Source organism: Fundicoccus sp. Sow4_F4 (assembly GCF_052116145.1).
GTDB lineage: Bacteria > Bacillota > Bacilli > Lactobacillales > Aerococcaceae > Fundicoccus.
Genome location: NZ_JBQKLQ010000006.1, coordinates 15,138 through 35,137, shown reverse-complemented (window position 1 = coordinate 35,137; position 20,000 = coordinate 15,138). Strand labels below are relative to the sequence as shown.

11 protein-coding genes and 1 pseudogene are annotated in these 20,000 nt (G+C 36.6%); 9 read left to right on the top strand and 3 right to left on the bottom strand.

Annotated features, from left to right (window positions below):
• Positions 1 to 98: 98 nt before the first annotated feature.
• Both ACTQ5J_RS09450 and glf read left to right on the top strand, forming a co-directional pair.
• Positions 99 to 1,115, top strand: coding sequence for a glycosyltransferase family 2 protein (locus tag ACTQ5J_RS09450; protein ID WP_441752535.1), 1,017 nt, complete (start codon positions 99 to 101; stop codon positions 1,113 to 1,115).
• Positions 1,116 to 1,163: 48 nt separating this feature from the next.
• A complete protein-coding gene (gene glf, locus ACTQ5J_RS09445) occupies positions 1,164 to 2,267 on the top strand; it encodes a UDP-galactopyranose mutase (RefSeq protein WP_441752534.1) in 1,104 nt (367 codons plus the stop codon).
• A 729-nt stretch (positions 2,268 to 2,996) separates the two neighbouring features.
• Here glf and ACTQ5J_RS09440 read toward each other — a convergent pair.
• Both ACTQ5J_RS09440 and ACTQ5J_RS09435 read right to left on the bottom strand, forming a co-directional pair.
• On the bottom strand, positions 2,997 to 3,659 hold the full coding sequence (locus ACTQ5J_RS09440; RefSeq protein WP_441752533.1) for a transposase: 663 nt from the start codon (positions 3,657 to 3,659) through the stop codon (positions 2,997 to 2,999).
• A complete protein-coding gene (locus ACTQ5J_RS09435; protein ID WP_441752686.1) occupies positions 3,619 to 4,158 on the bottom strand; it encodes an IS110 family transposase in 540 nt (179 codons plus the stop codon). The genes ACTQ5J_RS09440 and ACTQ5J_RS09435 overlap by 41 nt, the downstream gene beginning before the upstream one ends.
• 339 nt (positions 4,159 to 4,497) lie before the next feature.
• On the opposite strand from ACTQ5J_RS09435, the gene ACTQ5J_RS09430 reads away from it, so the two are divergent.
• The 3 genes and pseudogenes from ACTQ5J_RS09430 (at position 4,498) to ACTQ5J_RS09420 (ending at position 8,679) form a co-directional block, all read left to right on the top strand.
• On the top strand, positions 4,498 to 5,217 hold the full coding sequence (locus ACTQ5J_RS09430) for a hypothetical protein (protein WP_441752532.1): 720 nt from the start codon (positions 4,498 to 4,500) through the stop codon (positions 5,215 to 5,217).
• 9 nt (positions 5,218 to 5,226) lie between these two features.
• Positions 5,227 to 5,490: pseudogene (locus ACTQ5J_RS09425) on the top strand (EcsC family protein); the annotation flags it as partial.
• A 405-nt stretch (positions 5,491 to 5,895) separates the two neighbouring features.
• Positions 5,896 to 8,679, top strand: coding sequence for a DUF1002 domain-containing protein (locus ACTQ5J_RS09420; RefSeq protein WP_441752531.1), 2,784 nt, complete (start codon positions 5,896 to 5,898; stop codon positions 8,677 to 8,679).
• Between the two features lie 488 nt (positions 8,680 to 9,167).
• On the opposite strand, the gene ACTQ5J_RS09415 is transcribed toward ACTQ5J_RS09420, so the two are convergent.
• On the bottom strand, positions 9,168 to 10,511 hold the full coding sequence (locus ACTQ5J_RS09415) for a hypothetical protein (RefSeq protein WP_441752530.1): 1,344 nt from the start codon (positions 10,509 to 10,511) through the stop codon (positions 9,168 to 9,170).
• Between the two features lie 1,642 nt (positions 10,512 to 12,153).
• On the opposite strand from ACTQ5J_RS09415, the gene ACTQ5J_RS09410 reads away from it, so the two are divergent.
• The 4 genes from ACTQ5J_RS09410 to ACTQ5J_RS09395 all read left to right on the top strand — a co-directional run bounded on the left by ACTQ5J_RS09410 (position 12,154) and on the right by ACTQ5J_RS09395 (position 19,936).
• A complete protein-coding gene (locus ACTQ5J_RS09410) occupies positions 12,154 to 13,413 on the top strand; it encodes a hypothetical protein (protein WP_441752529.1) in 1,260 nt (419 codons plus the stop codon).
• Between the two features lie 66 nt (positions 13,414 to 13,479).
• Positions 13,480 to 15,015, top strand: coding sequence for a hypothetical protein (locus ACTQ5J_RS09405; RefSeq protein ID WP_441752528.1), 1,536 nt, complete (start codon positions 13,480 to 13,482; stop codon positions 15,013 to 15,015).
• Between the two features lie 10 nt (positions 15,016 to 15,025).
• A complete protein-coding gene (locus ACTQ5J_RS09400; RefSeq protein WP_441752527.1) occupies positions 15,026 to 16,132 on the top strand; it encodes a zinc ribbon domain-containing protein in 1,107 nt (368 codons plus the stop codon).
• A 360-nt stretch (positions 16,133 to 16,492) separates the two neighbouring features.
• Positions 16,493 to 19,936 carry a DUF1002 domain-containing protein gene (locus ACTQ5J_RS09395; protein WP_441752526.1) on the top strand — a complete coding sequence of 1,148 codons (3,444 nt, stop codon included), beginning with the start codon at positions 16,493 to 16,495 and terminating at the stop codon, positions 19,934 to 19,936.
• The last annotated feature ends 64 nt before the right edge of the window (positions 19,937 to 20,000 follow it).

Here is a 20,000-nt window from a genome sequence, read left to right as displayed (position 1 = left end):
GTTATAAATTGCCTTATGCTAATATTTGTTATTATGAAGAAAAAACTTTAAGCGTTCTTAAAGCTAAGTGCTATATAATTGAAAGGTGTAGATAAATCATGAAGCTGTTAACAATTACGATCCCCTGCTATAACTCAAGTAGTTATATGCATAAAAGTATAGAATCCTGCCTAGTGGGGAAAGAGGAAGTAGAAATTATAATTGTTAATGATGGTTCAAACGATGAGACTGCCGTAATTGCAGAGGCCTATGCTAATCGATACCCTTCTATAGTGAAGGTCATTCATCAAGTTAATAAGGGACATGGTGGGGCTGTTAATGCTGGATTGGCGGCAGCCACTGGACGGTACTTTAAAGTGGTGGATAGTGATGATTGGTTAGATGCGGAGGCACTAACTCTGGTCTTGAATAAACTACGCTATTTTGTTGAACAATCATCGTCGGTAGATATGTTAGTGTCTGATTTTGTTTATGAACAAGAGAATGTCTTAATCACCAAAAAAATGAAATACAACGGTATTATTCCCATTCAGAAGATAGTTGGTTGGGAGGATTTACATGAGTTTAACAAGCGACAATATCTACTGATGCACTCTTTGATTTTTAGTACAGAAGTCTTAAGAACAAGTAAATTAGCGTTACCTGAGCATACGTTCTATGTCGATAACTTGTTTGTCTTTGTTCCTTTACAACATGTTGAGACAATTTTTTATTTAGATGTTCCTTTGTACCGTTATTTTATCGGAAGAGACGATCAATCTGTAAATGAGCAAGTGATGATGAAACGTATTGACCAGCAACTTAAAGTCAATCGATTGTTAATCAGTTGTTATCATCAAACGGATCAGTTACCCTCTAAGTTAGATGACTATTTAATTCATCACATCCAAATTGTCACTTTAATTTCAACTGCCTTACTTAATAAGATCAATACTGAAGAGAGTTTAGCTCAAAAGCAAGCCTTATGGGTATACTTAAAGCAACAAACTCCAGAAGCATTTCTAAAAATTTCTAAAACAATGCCTGCACGTATATTGAACATTAGAGGTACGACCGGTGTAAGAATTTCTAATACCGTTTATAAAACTGTCCGTAAGGTTGCAGGATATGGCTAAGAAGAAATAACACTTAGGTGTTACTTTTTCTTGTGAAAGGAGACGATGATGTCAGAAAGAATCTTGGTTGTGGGTGCTGGATTGTTTGGTGCAACTTATGCACACGAAATGGCAAAAAAAGGCTATCAAATAGATGTCATAGAAAAGAGAGACCATGTGGGTGGCAATATTTATACTTATGAATTAGAAGGCATACACGTTCATAAATATGGTGCGCATATTTTTCATACGAGTGATGAGAAAATTTGGAACTATATCCAACAGTTTGCAACGTTTAATCATTATATTAATAGCCCCATCGCGAATTATAAAGGCGACATTTATAATCTACCTTTTAATATGAATACTTTTTCTAAATTATGGAATATCAGAACGCCTCAGGAGGCAGAAGATATTATTAACAAACAAAGAAAGAATATGCCTAGAAAACCTGAAAATTTAGAAGAACAAGCAATTAGTTTAGTCGGTACTGACATTTATCATAAACTTATTAAGGGCTACACAGAGAAACAATGGGGGCGAAGTGCCAAAGAACTACCGGCCTTTATTATTAAAAGATTGCCAGTGAGAATGACTTATGATAATAATTATTTTAATGACCGCTATCAAGGAATTCCGATCGGTGGCTACACTCAAATAATTGAAAAAATGTTGGATCATCCCTTGATTAATCTAAGCCTTGAAACAGATTTTTTCGCAGATAAAGAGACCTATTTAGCCACGTATTCTAAAATAGTTTATACTGGAATGATTGATCAATTTTTTGATTATCAATTTGGTGAATTGGATTATCGGAGTTTAGCGTTTGAAACCGAAGTGCTGGACTGTGAAAACTATCAAGGAAATGCGGTCGTTAATTTCACAGATTCAGAAACACCCTATACTCGAGTGATAGAACATAAACATTTCGATTTTGGTAAACAGCCAAAGACAGTGATTACTCGTGAATATCCCGTTGCATATGAAAGAGGCATGGAAGCTTACTATCCTGTGAATAATCGCGAGAATAATCAACTTTATTCAAACTATTTAAAGTTATCAAAAGAGTTACCACACGTTCTATTTGCTGGAAGACTGGCGCAGTACCGCTATTATGATATGCATCAAATAATTGCGTTGGCCTTGCAGTTCAGCGAGAAACACGAAGAATAACCTATAAGTTATATTCAGATAACAAATGCCCTTGAACGATCGCAACCAAGCAAACATGCTTTGCTGGAGTTAGTCCTACATGATATAGGAGAAAGTGTTTTACTGATACACCTGCCCATTTAATTTAGGATCAACTTAGTGAAGCTTACGTCTGGCGAAATGACGACCACCAGTAGCTAAGCTTATTCATCCTGAACGAAAGTATGTTTTTTATTAAAAGGGACGAATTCGTAAAGACGCTTAAGTTATTTAAGAGAAGTGAGTTTACACGCCTATTCTAAGCAGTAAAAATAACTCATGATGAACTGTAGTATGTAAATTACTCGCAGTCATCATGAGTTTCTTTTATACTAAAATTAAAGGAATTAAAGAGTAGAAGGTTTTGTATGAAATAACTGAGTAATGTGAGACTTGATACACTGATAATAATTTTATATTGCTTATGGAAGAATAATTATATTGAAGCGGCCAGTTACATGATGGATGTTGTGTGGACTGTAGGCGCGATAGTTCTTGGTTTTATGGTCGTTAAATTGATTGAGAATGGAATGAAGGCGAGACAGATGAAACGCGTCCTATAAATTTTTATAGGGATTATTCTGTATTGAAGCGTTGCATCGCTCATATAAGGTTAAGGATGTTTTTATTTAAAACAAATTCTCAAAAAAAGACAAAAAAGTCTACCTCATGTTATAATGAAGGTGGAAAATTTTTAATTTTTGGGGACTCCTATGCTATTGCCGTAGCTGGAGTCTTTTTTTGTTGCCATGGGGTGTAAGTTTCTCCCGTTTTGATGAGCATGTAGACTATTCTGAGTAATTTATGGGCCAAAGCCACCACTCCTTTGCCTTTCTGTTTGCGCTCACTAAACTTAAAATAAATCGCTCGGAATTCTTGGTGATTCGATCGACCAGCTGTCAGTCCCGCTCGACAAAGAGCCGCTTTGAGATAGCGATTACCTCGCGTCGTTTTTGACCCATATTGAATGCCAGCTGATTCATAACTCCCTGGACATAAGCCCGCCCACGAAGCGATTCGCTCAACGGTTTCGAAGGCCTCCACGGTCGGTCCAACTTCTGCGATGACCACTTGAGCCGTTGTTTGACTGATGCCAGGAATTTCTAGGAGCCGAAGATACAGGTCTTCATAAGGTTGAAGATGTTCTTCAATGAGTTGCTCACATTCCTTAATTTCATCAGTCAAACGTCGAATGGTCGCTAATTCAAGCTGGAGAAGTTGCCGGTTAATCGTCGTTAAGGAGCCATTCATCGCCTCAAATAATTGCCGAGGACTCGCGTGAACTCTTTTGGAAATCGTCTCTTCAATTAACTGCTCATTAATGACTTCACCATTAATAAATAGGCTTAATAACCGCTGACCCGTCGCTGTCAAATATATCCGATAAATAACGACTCAACTTAATATTTGAGCGTTGTAAAATATCATGCACTTGATTTTTACGACGCGTCAAATCTTCTTTCACCGATGAGCGGTGGCGCGTAAGTTGTCTTAAATCTTGAATGTCTCGCTCAGGCACATACGAGCCACTCACGAGTCCACAACGGCCTAACTCCGCGATCCATTGGGCATCTCTCATATCGGTTTTCCGCCCAGGGACTTGCTTAATATGTTGGGCATTCGCGAGAATCATCTTAAACCCATAAGGTTCCAGAATATTCCACACCGGTCGCCAATATTGTCCCGTGCTTTCCATCAGCACGGTGGTAATATCTAGCGACTCAAACCACTGGGCACACGCTTGTAATTCTCTTGTCGTGGTATCGAACTCTTTAGTTTGTTTCTTCGGTTTAGATCGATTAAGGGAACCAACTAACGTACAGACGGTAATTGTCTTCTTGTGCACATCAATTCCAGCACATCTTTTAACCATCACTTCCATCATAATTCCTCCTAAAAATGAATTAAAAGCAGGGAAACATTCTGGTAAAGTGTCTATTTATTTAAATGCTCGAAGCATAGTCCATTCATCTCAAAGAATGTTTCGTCCATTTTTTTATCCGGGTGCGGCAACACTACTAAACGCACGGATTTGTCTGCTTTCACTTAAATTAAAACAAGAAAATGGTGCACAGTGTTTTAAATGTCATTCGGATTGCGAAGCAATCTCATGATTTTTTATTGTTAGTGAGCTTAAAGTATGGGAGATTACGAGGGATTAGAAAACTGAAAAAGAAGTATGATATAAAAAAAGAATTTGAGAGGAGATAACATGAATTATTTATTCAACTCTGCTGCGGTGGAGAAAGAAGCATTAAAAATTTTACAAGAGTTTGATAAAGCCAGATACAGAGATGCTTTTATTTCTGATAAACCAGATATTCAAAACGTCTCATTAGGGATAGGGACAGAGGTTACAACAGTTGAGTATAATAAGATAGTTTTAAACTTCAATATGGAAAGGAAAAATATTATCGAATATCATAAAATGAAAAAGAGCCCTAAATTAAAAAAGATAAAATTTAAATTTTTACAAGAATTACCGGAAAATCACGAACTTCTGAAACAGTTTTTTTCTCGCAATCCTGTTTATGAAAATAAACTGAAATTACCAATGGAAATTGAAAATCTAGAGTCACTAAGAAACACCCCAGATAATAGTGATGTATATTTTACATCTGATTTTATGATGCAAAATATAAATGAAAAATTTGAAATATTATTACCGCCACCATCTACTCATTGGATGGGAACTTTATCAAGCGAAATGATGAAAGCGTTATATATTAAAGAGGAAAAACTAATAAATTATAGAAAGTTTAACGAAATCAACCTATTTATCAATAATTCGTCTGGATCTGTAAGGGAAATAGAAGATGTTAAAATAAAAGTAATGGAATACAATAAAACAGAAGGGTGCCAATTTAATAGAATTTATATAACAGACGGGTGGACTACCTCGAAAGTTCATGAAATTATATTAAATAATTAGTTAAGGTTATTAGGGGTAGTTAAGAAAATTCCTGGCAAAACGTTGACTAAAATCAATCAAGCTGTTGGCTTTAGAATGGTCACTAAATTTGGAACAAAGGGCGCAATTAATTTAGGAAAAGCAGTGCCAGTTGCTGGGGCATTTGTAGGTGGTACTTTTGATACCGTTACAACTAGAACGATTGCAAAATTAGCCACGAAAACATTTACTGAATTAGGCATTGATTTGGGAGATGGGACTATCTTAACAAAAGAAGAATTAAATATTATCTAAGTAAAAATTAGGTGGAGGTATATTTTTTATCTACGTCTGTTTATTCATTCTATGATAAAACTATTATAAATGAGTGTTAGGAAAAACATCACAAAAAAGTAACAATAATGATTTAAAGAATTATATTTTGTAATATTTAAAAGGATTAGTGCATGTAGCGTTCGTCTAGGACTACAAATCGCGATTATTTGTATCAGCTTCGTCGAAAATCGCTATACCAGTTTTGATTCGTAAGGAAACTCTATAAATATGGTATGAATTTGAAATAGCATAATCAAGAATTGCATCCGCAATCGTACTAAATTCTAAAACGTATTTAAGATAAATTAAAATATCAAAATACGTTGTTATAATAAATGATAGCGGTTACAATGGATGTATCAAAACAAACAGGAGGATGAAAAGATGCTTAGCTTGAAAAGGGGTTTATTAATTGCTACATCACTATTAATGTTTTCACCATTACTTAGTAGTCCAATAGTAAGTTTTTTGCAATTAGAGGAAGTCAGTGCTGTTAGCGAAAACACTGCAGATTCTTTGATGTCACTTGGTGATACACTCAACGTTGAACAGGCGGATATGACCAAACAGTTATTAGGGGCTCAGGATGTCACACCAGAAAATATCATCCGAATTGATGGAACAACGGTTAATAAATACTTAAATGACGGTTCAACAGCCAGTACTCAGGTATTCTCAAGTGCATATATCCAAGGACAAGACGAAAACTACGGCGTGCGAGTGCAAATAGTCACACCGCAGAATATAACGCTTGTTTCGCCAATGACTTATCAGAATGCAGCCATTACAGCAGGTGCTAAAGATGTGTTAGTCCGAGTTGCGACGGTGGTAGAAGTAACCGGTGAAGGCGCGTTGGCAGGTGTGTATGCTTTGCTAGACAAATCCGGCTACACCTTAAAGCAAGAAGATATTCAAGTGGCAGACAAAGAAATAAAAGTCATCCAGAATATCAAAAAGAATGTGACGATCAATGATTACACGATCAACCAGATGATGACGAATATTAAAATTCAGGTGATTCAACAAATTAATCAAACAACTAACATTAGCAATGAGCAACTAAATTTAATCGTGATTAACAACCTACAACAATACAATATTGATGCGGAGTTAAACAATGATTTGCTACAACAGCTACTCGAATATGCGAAAAGTTTCTCTGAAACAGATGCTGCTCAAACAGAAGAAACAATCAAACAATTAGAAATCAGTATAATTGGAAGTAACTGGCCAGAAATTTTAGCGACTCAAGAAGGCAATATGACTGCCCAACAAGCACTAAAATTAGATCAGCCGGATTACAGTGATCCTTCCGTTTATCATCCAATTATTCCCGCGCTGTTAAATACATTAAATGATCGCTTCAGTCAGGGTGAAGATTATATTACTGATATTTACTCGCATACATTTATCGTCGAAACGATGTTGCCACAATTATCGCAAGTAGAAAAAGATGCTCTGAACTACATTAGAACCGTGATCTATCAAGTGCAGGCTAGTCACGATGAAGCGAGATTACTCCGAGGTAAAGAAGAAGGAATCCAAGTAAGACCAATCAAACAAGACTGGTTACGGGCTTTAAACCAAGCGGCTCAATTCAGACAAGACCCTGCTCTAAATGAGATGGTTTCAAGAATTGCCATTGCAACTGGACATGCACCGGAAGTATTCAGCTACTCAGAGTGGATTCAATTTGATAGCCGCTTCATGACTTCCATTCGGAATTTTGGAGGAGTGAATAGTGGAACGGTCGGTCATTATGAAATAGACATCAATACATTAGAAGTATATGATGCTGGTGCACTAGCAACTGGTGAACCAATGGCCCCAACTTTTGATTTTAGTGGCATTTATGGTGTAGCAGTTGAAAATAATGCCATTCAAGCACCCGTACCATCAGTGTATGAAGTCCCAGAAGAAACAGAATTCTTTGATGAAGACGATGAGATTGTAAGTGTTGAGGAGTTGCCAGAAATGGGACCCGAAGAAACGCAAACAGAATCAGAACTATCTGAAGAAGTTCCAACAGAATCAACAGAAGAAACTTCAGGAGAGTCAACAGAAAGTATTTCAACCGAATCAACTAAAGAATCGACAGAGGTTCCGACCGAAGAAAGCAGTGAAGTACTAACTGAACCAGCGGTAGAAAGTTCTACAGAAGTTCCTGTTGAAGCATCTAACGACAAACTGCAAGTCGAATTACCTTCTTTCAACTCAAGCTGGCGCGATGTTTTAACAGCTAGCAAGAATGAAGTGGTGATGACGACTGAGGACATCTTAGAATTTGAACGAACAGATCTAAGTGACTCGAATATCTACCATCCAATTATCGCGAAATTCTATGATGACTTTACGACGCAAGTAACCAATCGTCGTTCGGTTCAAGAACTAGTCTCTCATACGTTTGTTTTTGAAGAGATAACACCGGAAATTAAGCCAGAAGAGCGAGCAGCACTGAACCAATTAAGGTGGTTTGCCTTCCAGTACTTCTTAAACGAATTTGAAGATCAAAGAGAACCAGCCTTTGATCAACATAAAATACCTTACCGTGAAGAATTACTGCATCGCTTGGATGCCCACGAAACTTTAATAAAGGATGCAAATATGAAAGAAATATATAATCTAATTAGTCAAACAACCGGTTATAGTATGCAAGCATATGCTACACACAATACGTTGCTAGAATTAGATGAACAAGTTTATCAGGAATTCAGTTTCTGGTTTGACCAAGTAGGTGGAGCAGAATATGCATTATTCAGTTACCATTTCGAAACAGGTAGCGTAGGAACTCGTGGAATTGGTACCGAAAATATCAATACCGTCCAACCGCTAGATTTCAACAACCTATATAATGTGTCGGTTCAAAATAACTATCAGCCTAGTAGCTCAATTCAAATAACGGCTGAAGCCCAACAAAAATTGGACGAAATTAAAGCCGCTAAAGAAGCTGAAGCATCGAGCGAAGAACCCGTTGTTGAACCAGAACCGGAGCCAGAATCAGAACCGGTTGTGGAGGAGGAGTGGATATCACCGCCTGTGATTATAGAACCAGAGCCAACTCCAGAGCCAACTCCAGAGCCAACTCCAGAGCCAACGCCGGAACCAGAACCAACGCCGGAACCAGAAGTGTCTGAAGAGGAACTACCTTTGGTTACAGACTCAGAATAATGGTGATTAGTTAAGTTTCTAGTGGATCAACAAGTATATTACAGCCACAAAAGCTCATCGAGAGTTTAGAAATTTGAAAAGTGAGTATGATATAGCAATTAACAAAGAAACACAGTTTGTCACACATGTATCAGTGAACTTGCTTGATTATCTTCAAGATAGTGTTCCGGACAAGAAAACAATCAAGATTCCACACTGGCTAAATGCTCGAGCAACAAAAGCTGGCATAAACTTTTCAAAAACAATGATAGAGGTCTTGATGGAAAAACTCCAAGTATAACAAAAGAGCAGTTGATCAAATTCGATCAACTGCTTTTTCCTACTTCTGTTGAGTAATATTTTGTCAGAATTCTTCGATTTCTGATGCATATATAGTCGAATGAGAATTTGTGAATAAATGTCGGCGCGTGGCATATTCTGAATCCTGTCTAGGAAAGTTTTGATGCCTTTATTGTAAGTGCCGGGCGATTATAGATTAATTGCTAATGTTATTGAGATAAGTTCTCAATCAACCGAAATTCTACATAGTGATCAGCCACAGGATAGGCTAAGGAAACGCCACCCGTTTTATTATAGAAAAGATAGGCATGGTGCTGGATTTCACTATACCACCCCGTGCCTCCCAACTTACCGGGACGAACGAGTGTGTTTACTTTCACCTGACGATTACCTTCAGAGAAATAAGAAACTAGATTAATTTCTTGAGTGTCTGCTGTTTCAATTTGAGCTGTTCGTTGATTCGAGTCTAGGTCCATTAGTTCGATATAGATAGTCGAGGGATTATCTTGCATCCCATTGCCACTACCTAGGAAATGGATGGACGAGCCTGTTTGATCTGTCCAAGTACCATAACGTGCTATATCCGCAAAATCAACTTGATACTGATAGCGCGTGTCTATGATGGTTGGATTACCATATTGGGAAAAGTAGTGAGAGAGGTAATCAAACAACATGAAGCTGGCACCTCGAGAGATATTGAAGCTATTCATTTGGTTAGCATACTTTGGATCGACAAAGTCACCTTTAAACACATCACCAGTTTCTAAAGTTAACACTTCCAATCTTGCTAGTTCAGCTTGGGCTTCAGCATAACTGTATTTATCTACGATGCCACCATTCGCAAATAACTCGATGATTTCGTCCCGTTTTGGTGACAAGCTTAAAGGTGAATGACTCTGATCGGCAGTGGACTCACTATTTAAGGACTGCGAGCGTTCAACCAGTCTAGCAGTAATATCGAAGACGCCATCTGCGCTGGTTCGTCTTGTTGTTAGAATACCAACTTGGGGCGCTAAATAAGTCTGCGTGCGATTATTAGATTCATCAAAACTTTCAGTTACCACCACATTTTGATAAACCTCTCCCTGATGTTCAAAGCTTGAGAGAATATCAGTGACCGTTACTGCTTGTTGGCTGGCATAGCCTTGATAGAAGACTTGACCGACTTGTAAGGTAGGAGGGAAGACCAAAGATTTAGTATTATCCGCCGAATCTGGGTGATAACGGAAGTCTTGTTGAGGATCCTCGCCTAAGAAATAAGACAACTCATAAATGCCGTCGCTATTTACTTGGTAAATATGAATTTTATTGATCGCGTAGTTATCGACGTTAAATTGATAAATCCCTTCTGCATTAGGTGGATAATAGACATCAACTTCGTAATCGTCAAATTCCATGCCATCTGCTAGGTATTTATAATACGTATCGAAATAATAAGGGGCATACTCTTGGCTATTCACTACAGAACTATTGGCATCAACGACGAGCAGTTGCCTATTAAACATCACAACAAGCAAAGTTAACCAACCTAATAGCGTCTTTCGATTGTTCATCCGCTCAACTCCTTTATATGTTCATCGTATCACATATCGACCAAATGGAATATATCTAATTATTAATAATCGATGATTTGGGTGGGCAAATGATCCATTAGTTGCTTATTGCAATAATGGGCGGCTCAAAATCCTCTTAGTTCAAGCGAAGTAATACCGAACGGTTGAAGAGAAAACTGCGCCTTGTGGGGAGTAGCCAGACTCTTAAAGTGTTTGATGACTCCTGGATGAAAAAGACACCTTCTTTGAATGAAAAAAATTAAATAAATATAACGGCCGTAAATAATCTGGGAAGCGACAATAACAAGCAAAAACTTATGTAACTATATATGATCGATTTAAGATCCATAGTTTTGCGACCAGATTTGATACTGCGCCAAATAATCTTAGCAATATGACTTGTGGATCCAAAGAAACATTACCTTAAGCTATAAGCCGCTTGATTTGTAAACCAGTATAAAATATAATATATACGAGAGAGCCCCACCGCGCGACTGACTTTTGTCAAGCGTACCAGGTGTGGGCCTATTTTCTTATAATGGGGAATTCTATGGCTAAAAGAACAATGAAATCTATGATGGAATTTCTCCGCGCCCCCCAAAAAGTTTATGATCAAGCAAATCGATAATAGCTTAAGACTATCGATGTTCGTGTTTAATCTAGGCTGAAGTGGGAGTAGAATGATATATGCTAAAAACCATAAAATTCAGCATTAATAATTGAAGAACTCATTTCTCGATTGGCTGGAAAGAAATTATAATACGGCTAATTCATTGCTTATCGAAGAAGCGGCACACTTTGAATTAATCCACTGTATGATTATTAATTTACACTACTATAATGTTATTGATATAATAAAAGAGATAATAGCTTATGTTCATGAGTGTTAAAGAAAAGAACATATTTAGAGGAGAAAGACTCAGGGTAGTTAAAAGAGCCCGCTAAAGGAAGGAGATATGAAGTGAATAAAACTATTGGAATTTCATTGTTATTTTTCTATCTAATTGCACTATATTTTTTAAGAAGTAATAATTTAGTTAATAATACAGAAAGTGTATTACTAACTCTTGTTGTGGCATTAATTATACTTTTTTTAAACAGAATAACTAAGAAAAAAATTAACTAGAGAACTAATTAAAGTTATTTGTAATAAGGGTGAAAAATTCTCCTTGAAAGGATTCTAGTTATACCACTCAGTACAAGTAATTGTATCATCGCTTGCATGACTGCTTTTTTCATTTGGGGCAATTGAAGTTCCATTAACGATGCAAAAATTGTTGAGACTATCCTTTCAATGCTGATCCGGCCAGCTTTGAGTTTCAGAATCGTGTAATTAGTTATCACCGTGAAGATTTTAGAAGAAAGTTAGTGATGTGGAAGGTGCTAATGAATTGTGCCTTATCGACTAATTAAAAAGTAAATCAAAGATTGTTAAATATAAGAGCTGTCAAGTACAAAATCATGTACTTGACAGCTCTTTTATTTTTCCTGGAATCTATTTAAAAACCTTGTTTTGTATTAGAGACTCATATTGTGCGTTTATGCACTGAAAAGTAATGTGTTAAGAGAATCTTAATTATAATTAAAAAAGTTAGTTGTTGTTTAAGGAGTGGCAAAGGGGTGTTTATCCGCATAAAAAGACTTGAACAAGAATATAGACGGAAGTCCTAATAAAAATGAGGAGATGATGGTTATGAACTTTTGTACGCAATGTGGTTTTTCATTAAAAGGAATTCAAGGAGGTTGTCCTAATTGTGGTCAAGTGATTGAGGAGATTGAATCAGAAGCAATGCAAGCAGCTGAAAACACCAATAAAGGGGCATCTTTTGATTATCAAAAAATCTTAAACTTAGTTAATTTATTACAGCACAATTTTTATTTAGTATTTATTTTGACCCTGCTATTATTTATTACCATTTCATTTTCAACTCAAACAGGCTGGTTACTACTAACTTTGAGTTTGGTAGGAGCTTACTTGTTTGCTAATTATAAAACAAGCCAATCACTTGAATTGAACCAAAAAATTGAAACGTGGTTTATTCATCAAGTCATCATGGTGCCAGAAAAGTTAAATGAGTTAGATAGTTACACCCAACAGATCAGTGAAGAGACACGGGAGCTTTATCATTCGGTTAAAACCAAAGCACACACTCAAGTGGAGAATATTAAAGATAATTACCAACAAAGTACTCAAGGTGTGAGTAAAGCACAAAAATTACCATCAGTTGATCAAGCAATATTAGATGAAAAAAATCAACTATCTACTGCTCAATTAGCGAATGATAGTGGATCGCTTCGTCGTAGAAGGAGATTGCAAGCTCAAGCTAGAAAAACACAGCAAATCAAACAACAACAAGTTGAATCGAGTGAAGGAAATACTAGCGCGTTGATTCATGCATCGGATAAGACCTCAACTCTTTCTTTTATCATGTGGATTCTTTTGACTGCATTAGCACTATTTATCTATTATAGCGGGATAAATAATTACTCTTTATTTGATGTCAATGCCTCCGTTTTGTGGAATTCCTACCAACAGACAACCTTCACTATGTCAGAAGTTATTGAAGCTTTGGGTTACGGTGCACTCTTTGATAATTCAGGGCAATCAGAGTTTTATCAAATGATATTTACTATCATTGCTTACTATTTACCAGTTGTTTTCGCCGTATTGAGTTTTTTACGCTCCAAAGTTAGTGGCTTTATACAATTTATAATTAGCGTCATCATGGGTGGCGGTATGACCTATTTAATTTATCTGGCAATCGATTCAAATCTATTTATTCGTTACGACAACGATTATGGATCAGTCTCGACGGATTTAGGCTTAGGGAGTCAAATGATTTTAGGATCAATTATATTATTACTAGTATGCTCACTGTTTAAAATGTTCAAAGGGAAATAAGTCATCACACTAAATGACTTATACATCATGATAGAAATATAACTTATTTGAATTGGGGAGAATAAAATGAAGTGTCATGAATGTCATCAACGAATAGAGGTACAGGCAAAATATTGCCCGTATTGTGGCTCAACCATAGAGGCAAAAGAGTTAGAAAAAGCTTCAAGAGTAGCTATGAAAACAAAAACAACTTGGAATCGTAAAGGAATACTAATTATTTTGTTTCTTAGTATCTTCCTGGGAGGAGGCTTTTGGGCTTGGCAAGGCGATGTACTATCAACCATTGGAATTAAACAGAAAGTACCCAAGCAAGTAATTGCTTATCCTTATCAAGATGCTTTTGGTTTAAATGTTTTAAACGAGGATTTAGAAGTCGTTGCTCAAGATGTTGGTGCTGAAGTCACGGGTTTTACCGGGCCAGTTTCTTACGTTTCACGATTTAATGAGTATGGTGTTGCGGTTGTTAGAGATCAAAACTATTTGTTTTGGTTAGTTAATCATCAAGGGGAAATAATTTCTGAAGGATTTAACACCATGAATAGCAGTCCGTTTGGTATATCAGGACCTGAATCAAGCTATGGCATATCAAGCTCTTTTAACGGCGTACATACCGCTAGCAATGATGATAAGTATTTTTTGATAAATACAACAGGAGACGTTTTATTTGAAACAGTAGGAGTGATTCTTCCATTTGAAGGAAATGATGTGACAGTATTGAACGATTACAGCAGATCGCACAATAATGGAACAGAACGTATTGCGTCAGGAGTTATTACGGATTCAGGGGAGATCGTTATACCAGTTAAGTATCACTACTTATCAGTAGTGGATAATGAGCATTTTATCGTTAAAGAATGGGAATATGAGGACATGTATCGTTTAATTGATCGTTCAGGGCAAACGATTATACAAATAGAGACCGATACACCTCCCGTAGTAGCTCATACAGACAATGACGTATTTATTAGTGCAACAAACTATTGGGGAGAAACAACAGTTTTCAATATTAATGGTGAAAGTATGTTAAGAGTACCTTATATAACTAATTTCAGCGCATCAGAAAATGGGGAGTATCTTTATCCCGGTTATTTAGATGATAACAGCCAACAATATATTGTTTATACCGCTGAAGGGGAAACACATTTTCAAGGAGATAAAATAAAAGATTATCACAGAGTGAATAATAATAATTGGTTAGCATTTTCAGACTACAGTGGCTTCGGTTATATTGATCTTGAAACAAGAGAATCCGTTCAAATTCCTTATGAAATGAATGACTCGTATTTCTCATTTATAAATGGAACTAATGTCGGAACAATCACAAATAATCGGGGAGAACATGTTTTCTTCAATAGCCGTTTAGAAGAGATTTTCTTACCTGAAACTCAATTGATGGGACATTTTGTCCAATTTGAGTTGAATGACATTGTTTATATTTACAAAAATAAAGGCTTCTATGTTTTAAATAAGGATGGGGATATTCTTTCAGAGGATGCATTATATGCTTTTGCGCATGAAGATTCCGTATATATTCAAGAGACTAATGGTAAAGCTTATTTACTTAACAAAGACACAGGCAAGATAATAAAAGAAAAGAAATAGGAGAGAGAATATGACATACTGTTCGAATTGCGGTGCGAAATATTTAAAAGATGCACGGTTTTGTATAGATTGTGGTCAAGCAATTTCTGTAGGCTCAGCTAGCAATATTACTAATGGAGATGAGAACACTAGTGAAGGACAACTAAGTCCTTTAAAGTTAGAATCAGAAGAAACACTTGAAGAAAATGATCGTTCTATCGAAGTGACTGACGATGCTAATTTAATACCTCTTAAGTCATCTCCTCATGGTACTGAAAATGATGTGAGTGACTTAAAGAAAAACCACCGGAGAAATAATAAGAAGATAGTGTTAATTCTGCTAGCCGTTGTCTTATTATTGGGAAGTTTAATCTTTTTCATTTGGAATAACTTGTCAAATGAACCAGAAGTCTGGCGTACCACTCAAACAGAAGATTATCCCTTTTCAATGAATGTGACGATTGATGAAAATCGTTATTCGGCTGAGGTGATTCCTGAATCCTATGACTATATGGAACTTTATGAGTTAAATAATAAAATGATTTTAGAAGGAGAGATGCTTCCTACTAACAACCCAAATAGTCAACAAGTCAAGCTTGAAGCAATCTCATTTGAATTGAATGACAGGTTTATATCAGAATATATAGGAGATATAACTTATGGGTTTTCTACTAGTTATTCTGCAGATGGAACGATTATAGAAGAATCTTTCGATGAGTTTAAAAAGAATTTAACAATCGATTGGAATTCACAGACGACGAAGGAAAAGAAAGCATTGCTAAATCAGTATAATAATGACTTATTCAAGGTGGTTAAAAGTGAACTTGGTTATGCGACCAATTCACAATTAAGTTCAATAAAAGAACTTGAGAGTTATATACAAGAGATTATCGATAATATTTATGAAGTTGACGGTGGTTTAGGTATCAAGATATCTCTCGATGAATTAAAAGAATTTGTTATGCTCGTCTCAACTATTGATGAGAACACTTTCTATGATTCTCAAGAAAGTCTCGCAATGATCAATGCATTAGAGAGTCTTGTTAAATTTGAGCTTACAGATGAAGTATCAGCCTTTGTAAGCATACCATTTACTAATGAGCGCTTATATTTTAGAAAAGAAATACAGTATAGATAAATTTACTTCCCACAATTAATGCATAATTCATTCAGTCTTTGTGGGAATAATGATTGCCGAAAAGTTATGGGAAACACCAAGGTAAAGAGTGTGCCAGAGAAAGTTCAGGACTTTGCCAGCTTCTTATCAAGCTTATTTAGTAGTATTAATGTAATCGAACAATTTGTATCGTTTTTATAAGGTTTTTTCGGGTTTTAATAGAAGCTAGATACTCTGAGTAAATGGAATGAGTTAAAAGTAAATGTACTGAAGTTATATGGCATTTATTGTGGAAAGATTTAACTGATTAAGTAGTGAGTAAAATGAAAAGAACGATGAAGTGACAACTTACATGACACTTTATGAGAAGGAATGATTATATTGAAATGGTTTAAACGGTTATTAGCTTTAATAATAGCTAGCGTTTTTATTTTAATCGGGATGAATTCAGGAATTTTGACAAGTATTCAGAATATAATATTAGGGAATCCCCAAACTTCCAATGACGAATCAAAAACACCTGAAATAAGAAAAATGGCAGCTATTGGAACAAATCTTGATAGTTCGCAAAAAAGACAGACCATTCAATTACTTGGAGCTGAGGATGTAGAGCCAAGCAATATCCTTTCGGTTGATGGTTTAGTCATTCATCGGTATCTAAATGATGGGTCAGATATCAATACGTCAGTAGTTTCGAGCGCTATGATTGAGCCACTAAACCCAGGAGAAGGGCTGCGAGTTGAAATTGTGACTCCAACTAACATTGAATTGATCTCGAAAGCAACGTTTGAGAACGCAGCCTTGACAGCAGGTGCCAAGGATATGACGATAAAAATTGCAGCCATCCGTTCAGTGACGGGTGAAGGTGCCTTAGCCGGTGTTTATGCTATGTTAGATGACATGGGCTACCAATTAGAACAAGATGATATTGAGGTTGCAGAAGATGAAATACAGATTGTTATTTGGATAAAAGAAGAATTTAATTTGAATGATGACCTGTCGAACCGATTGATTCGAGAATTGAAACTAAGAATTAGTGAGTTTTTAACAGCAAATTCGACGATTACGCAAGAGGATATCTTGTCTATTGTCATTAAATTATGCGAAGATTATGGAATAGATTATGATAAGCATCATCTAGATCGTTTAGTTGGCTTTGGTATCAAATATGCTGGCACTAACTTTGCCAAACAAGGTGATACAGTAGAGGTTCTGAATGATAAAAACTTCAGTCAGTATGATGGACAATGGATTAATATTATACCTAATCTTGATATGAACTGGAATCATGAAAAGCTACTGAGTTTAGAAAATCCAGAGGAATATCGCAATAAACAGGACTACCATCCAATTATTCCCGCAATGTTTGATGCCTATTTCGACAGAATTCAACAAGATAGCTGGATGAGTTTAGATGCTTTGTTGGGGCATACATTTGTTGTTGAAGCGATGTCACCTCAGTTCACTACCCAAGAAATCACTGCATTAAATCGTCTACGAGCTTATATCTATTACCATGCGGCAGCAGTTGAGCCTAAGAGAGCCGATGTAATTGGCATAGACTCGCCAGTAACAAAAGTTGAAGAGTGGACTCAAATGGCTTGGCAGCATCAGCTAAGCTTAGTCAACCAACCTGTAGAATATGATTTGAAGCAAAGAGTGGCGAATGCAACTGGCTATGGAGTAGAAGTCTATCATTACGATCCATTCGAAAACTTAAATGGAAGTAGACATGATGCGTTCGGTAACTTACCACTCTATGGTTTTAATATTAAAGGTATCGATGATGATTATATAATCGGTTCTCTATCCATTGTAAAAGCGATTGACCATGCAACTAACAAACTGTACAGTATTAATCAATATGATTCTAATGCTATTGAAAACATTTCAGATACCTATGATTTCACAAGTATTTATGGTGTTTCAGTTGCTAATAATTATCAATCGCCTTTTGAGATAACGCAGGATAATTCAGAGCCAGCCGAAGCGAATAATTCTGATGATATCGAAAATTTACTTGAAGTCATGGTGTCAGGTAATTTAACACCTCAAGTACCTGAATCGGAGTTGAAATTATTAATCGATGAGATGAAAGGTAATGTAAGATATGAACTTGAAAGTTATGGCGTCGACTCAGTCTATTCAATTCCCCAACGTTCTTTTGACAAGGAGAGAGTACTTGGTATAAAACTGAATGCAAAGGCTAAATATGCGTTAGATTCTTATTTAATCGAACTTGCGAATGAATTAATATCTCAAGGCTATGGTGAAATACCCTTGTATGATATTGATGGACAAAATGCGTTAGAGTCAAACTATATGTTTAAATATGATCTTTCATTACCGTGGCTTGAATTTATTGCGAGCGTAGATGCCTACACTACGGTGTCGATTAGAGAATTAGCCGCTATGCGCACTTTAGATTTAAGTGATAACGCCCGATATCATCCGGTAATTCAAGCGATGTACCAGAAGGTCTACGATGAAATGATTCTTAATGAAATCGTTAATATGGACGTTATATCTCATACATTTATTTTTGAGAACTTAGTGGACAACTTATCAGAAGAAGAACACGAGGTTTTAAACTATCTAAGACTATTGGGATATTACTACCACATAAATACCGAAGGTATTCATTTGGGGACCCTCGAGGATTACCAAAATTTCGCAGAAAAAGACACAATAAAAGGGATTTGGTTAGAAAAAGCCCGAAGCTTAGCTGACATTCAAGCTAGTGAACCGGAGCGTTATGAAGCGATTCAGCAAATAGCGTTGGTGACAGGATCTGCTTATGAAACCTCTAGCTATTTAGACGTTGTGTACGATAGTTTTGACGGAGTTTACGCTTATTCTGTAATCCCTTCATATATTAGGCACTTCTCGCGGATGGATTCTTATCAGTACAATCCATTAACTAAAAAAATGATGTATAAATCAGGGCCGTATGAATCGGATTCAATTGAGGAAGTTCACTCAAGATTCAATTTTAGTGATTACTATGGTGTTTCATTCGAGAAGGACGTGGAAGATGACCCAGTTGATTTAACGAATGAACCAGAACCAGACGACGTACTTGATACAGAGCAGAACGTAACCCAAGCAATACCCGAAGCTATAGGAGATGCCCACACAGGGAGTGTAGAATGGTTGCCCGTTGACTGGCATAGAACAACGCCACGTATGCGTCCGGAAATACCAGATGTGACTTGGCTTTTAATGTCGCATCATGCTCAATCTGGTAAACTCTTAGTAGAACCCATCTATTTATCTGAAGCGATTATATCGGGCTATGCAGATCCCAACTCTGATGTGTCGATTGAATGGTTACTGAATAGTCCTTATCATGACGATCAGTCAAGTTATTATCACACTGTGGGCACCAATGACCAAGGTTACTTTGAATTTATCATCGATAGAGAGGTTAATCAAATTTTGCCTTCGTCTATCCTAACAGTTTCGAATTTAGGACCGAGTGGCGGGGCACTAACTGACATACCTATGTATGGCTATATTCCGACGGCCTTAGAACATCCATCAGGTCTATTAACCTTAGAACGTTACTATCGAGAGGTGGGGGATATTGAAGGGTACACCTATCCTTATGCGGAAGTTGAAATTGCATACTTAGATGGTTATGCGGGTTCGGGTTACAAAGTCATAGCGGATAGTGAAGGTTACTTTTACTGGAAGATAGGTGCGACCCGTCGGAATAATACTTTCACTACTGTCGCAAGTGTGATTCATCCTGAAACTGGAGAAGAGATTTCAGTGGTCCCTTATCCTTGGACGCAAAGTGAGTTAGATAATGCGGTGTGGTAGTGCCAGAGTGTTAAAGGATTGATGTTAATTGTATTTTAAAAGTGGTCCATTATTCAGCGAATTT

Excerpts from the sequence above, each read along its gene's own strand:
- ACTQ5J_RS09450 (WP_441752535.1), top strand. The coding sequence starts at position 99 with ATGAAGCTGTTAACAATTACGATCCCCTGCTATAACTCAAGTAGTTAT.
- glf (WP_441752534.1), top strand. The coding sequence starts at position 1,164 with ATGTCAGAAAGAATCTTGGTTGTGGGTGCTGGATTGTTTGGTGCAACT.
- ACTQ5J_RS09435 (WP_441752686.1), bottom strand. The coding sequence starts at position 4,158 with ATGGTTAAAAGATGTGCTGGAATTGATGTGCACAAGAAGACAATTACC.
- ACTQ5J_RS09430 (WP_441752532.1), top strand. The coding sequence starts at position 4,498 with ATGAATTATTTATTCAACTCTGCTGCGGTGGAGAAAGAAGCATTAAAA.
- ACTQ5J_RS09420 (WP_441752531.1), top strand. The coding sequence starts at position 5,896 with ATGCTTAGCTTGAAAAGGGGTTTATTAATTGCTACATCACTATTAATG.
- ACTQ5J_RS09415 (WP_441752530.1), bottom strand. The coding sequence starts at position 10,511 with ATGAACAATCGAAAGACGCTATTAGGTTGGTTAACTTTGCTTGTTGTG.
- ACTQ5J_RS09405 (WP_441752528.1), top strand. The coding sequence starts at position 13,480 with ATGAAGTGTCATGAATGTCATCAACGAATAGAGGTACAGGCAAAATAT.
- ACTQ5J_RS09400 (WP_441752527.1), top strand. The coding sequence starts at position 15,026 with ATGACATACTGTTCGAATTGCGGTGCGAAATATTTAAAAGATGCACGG.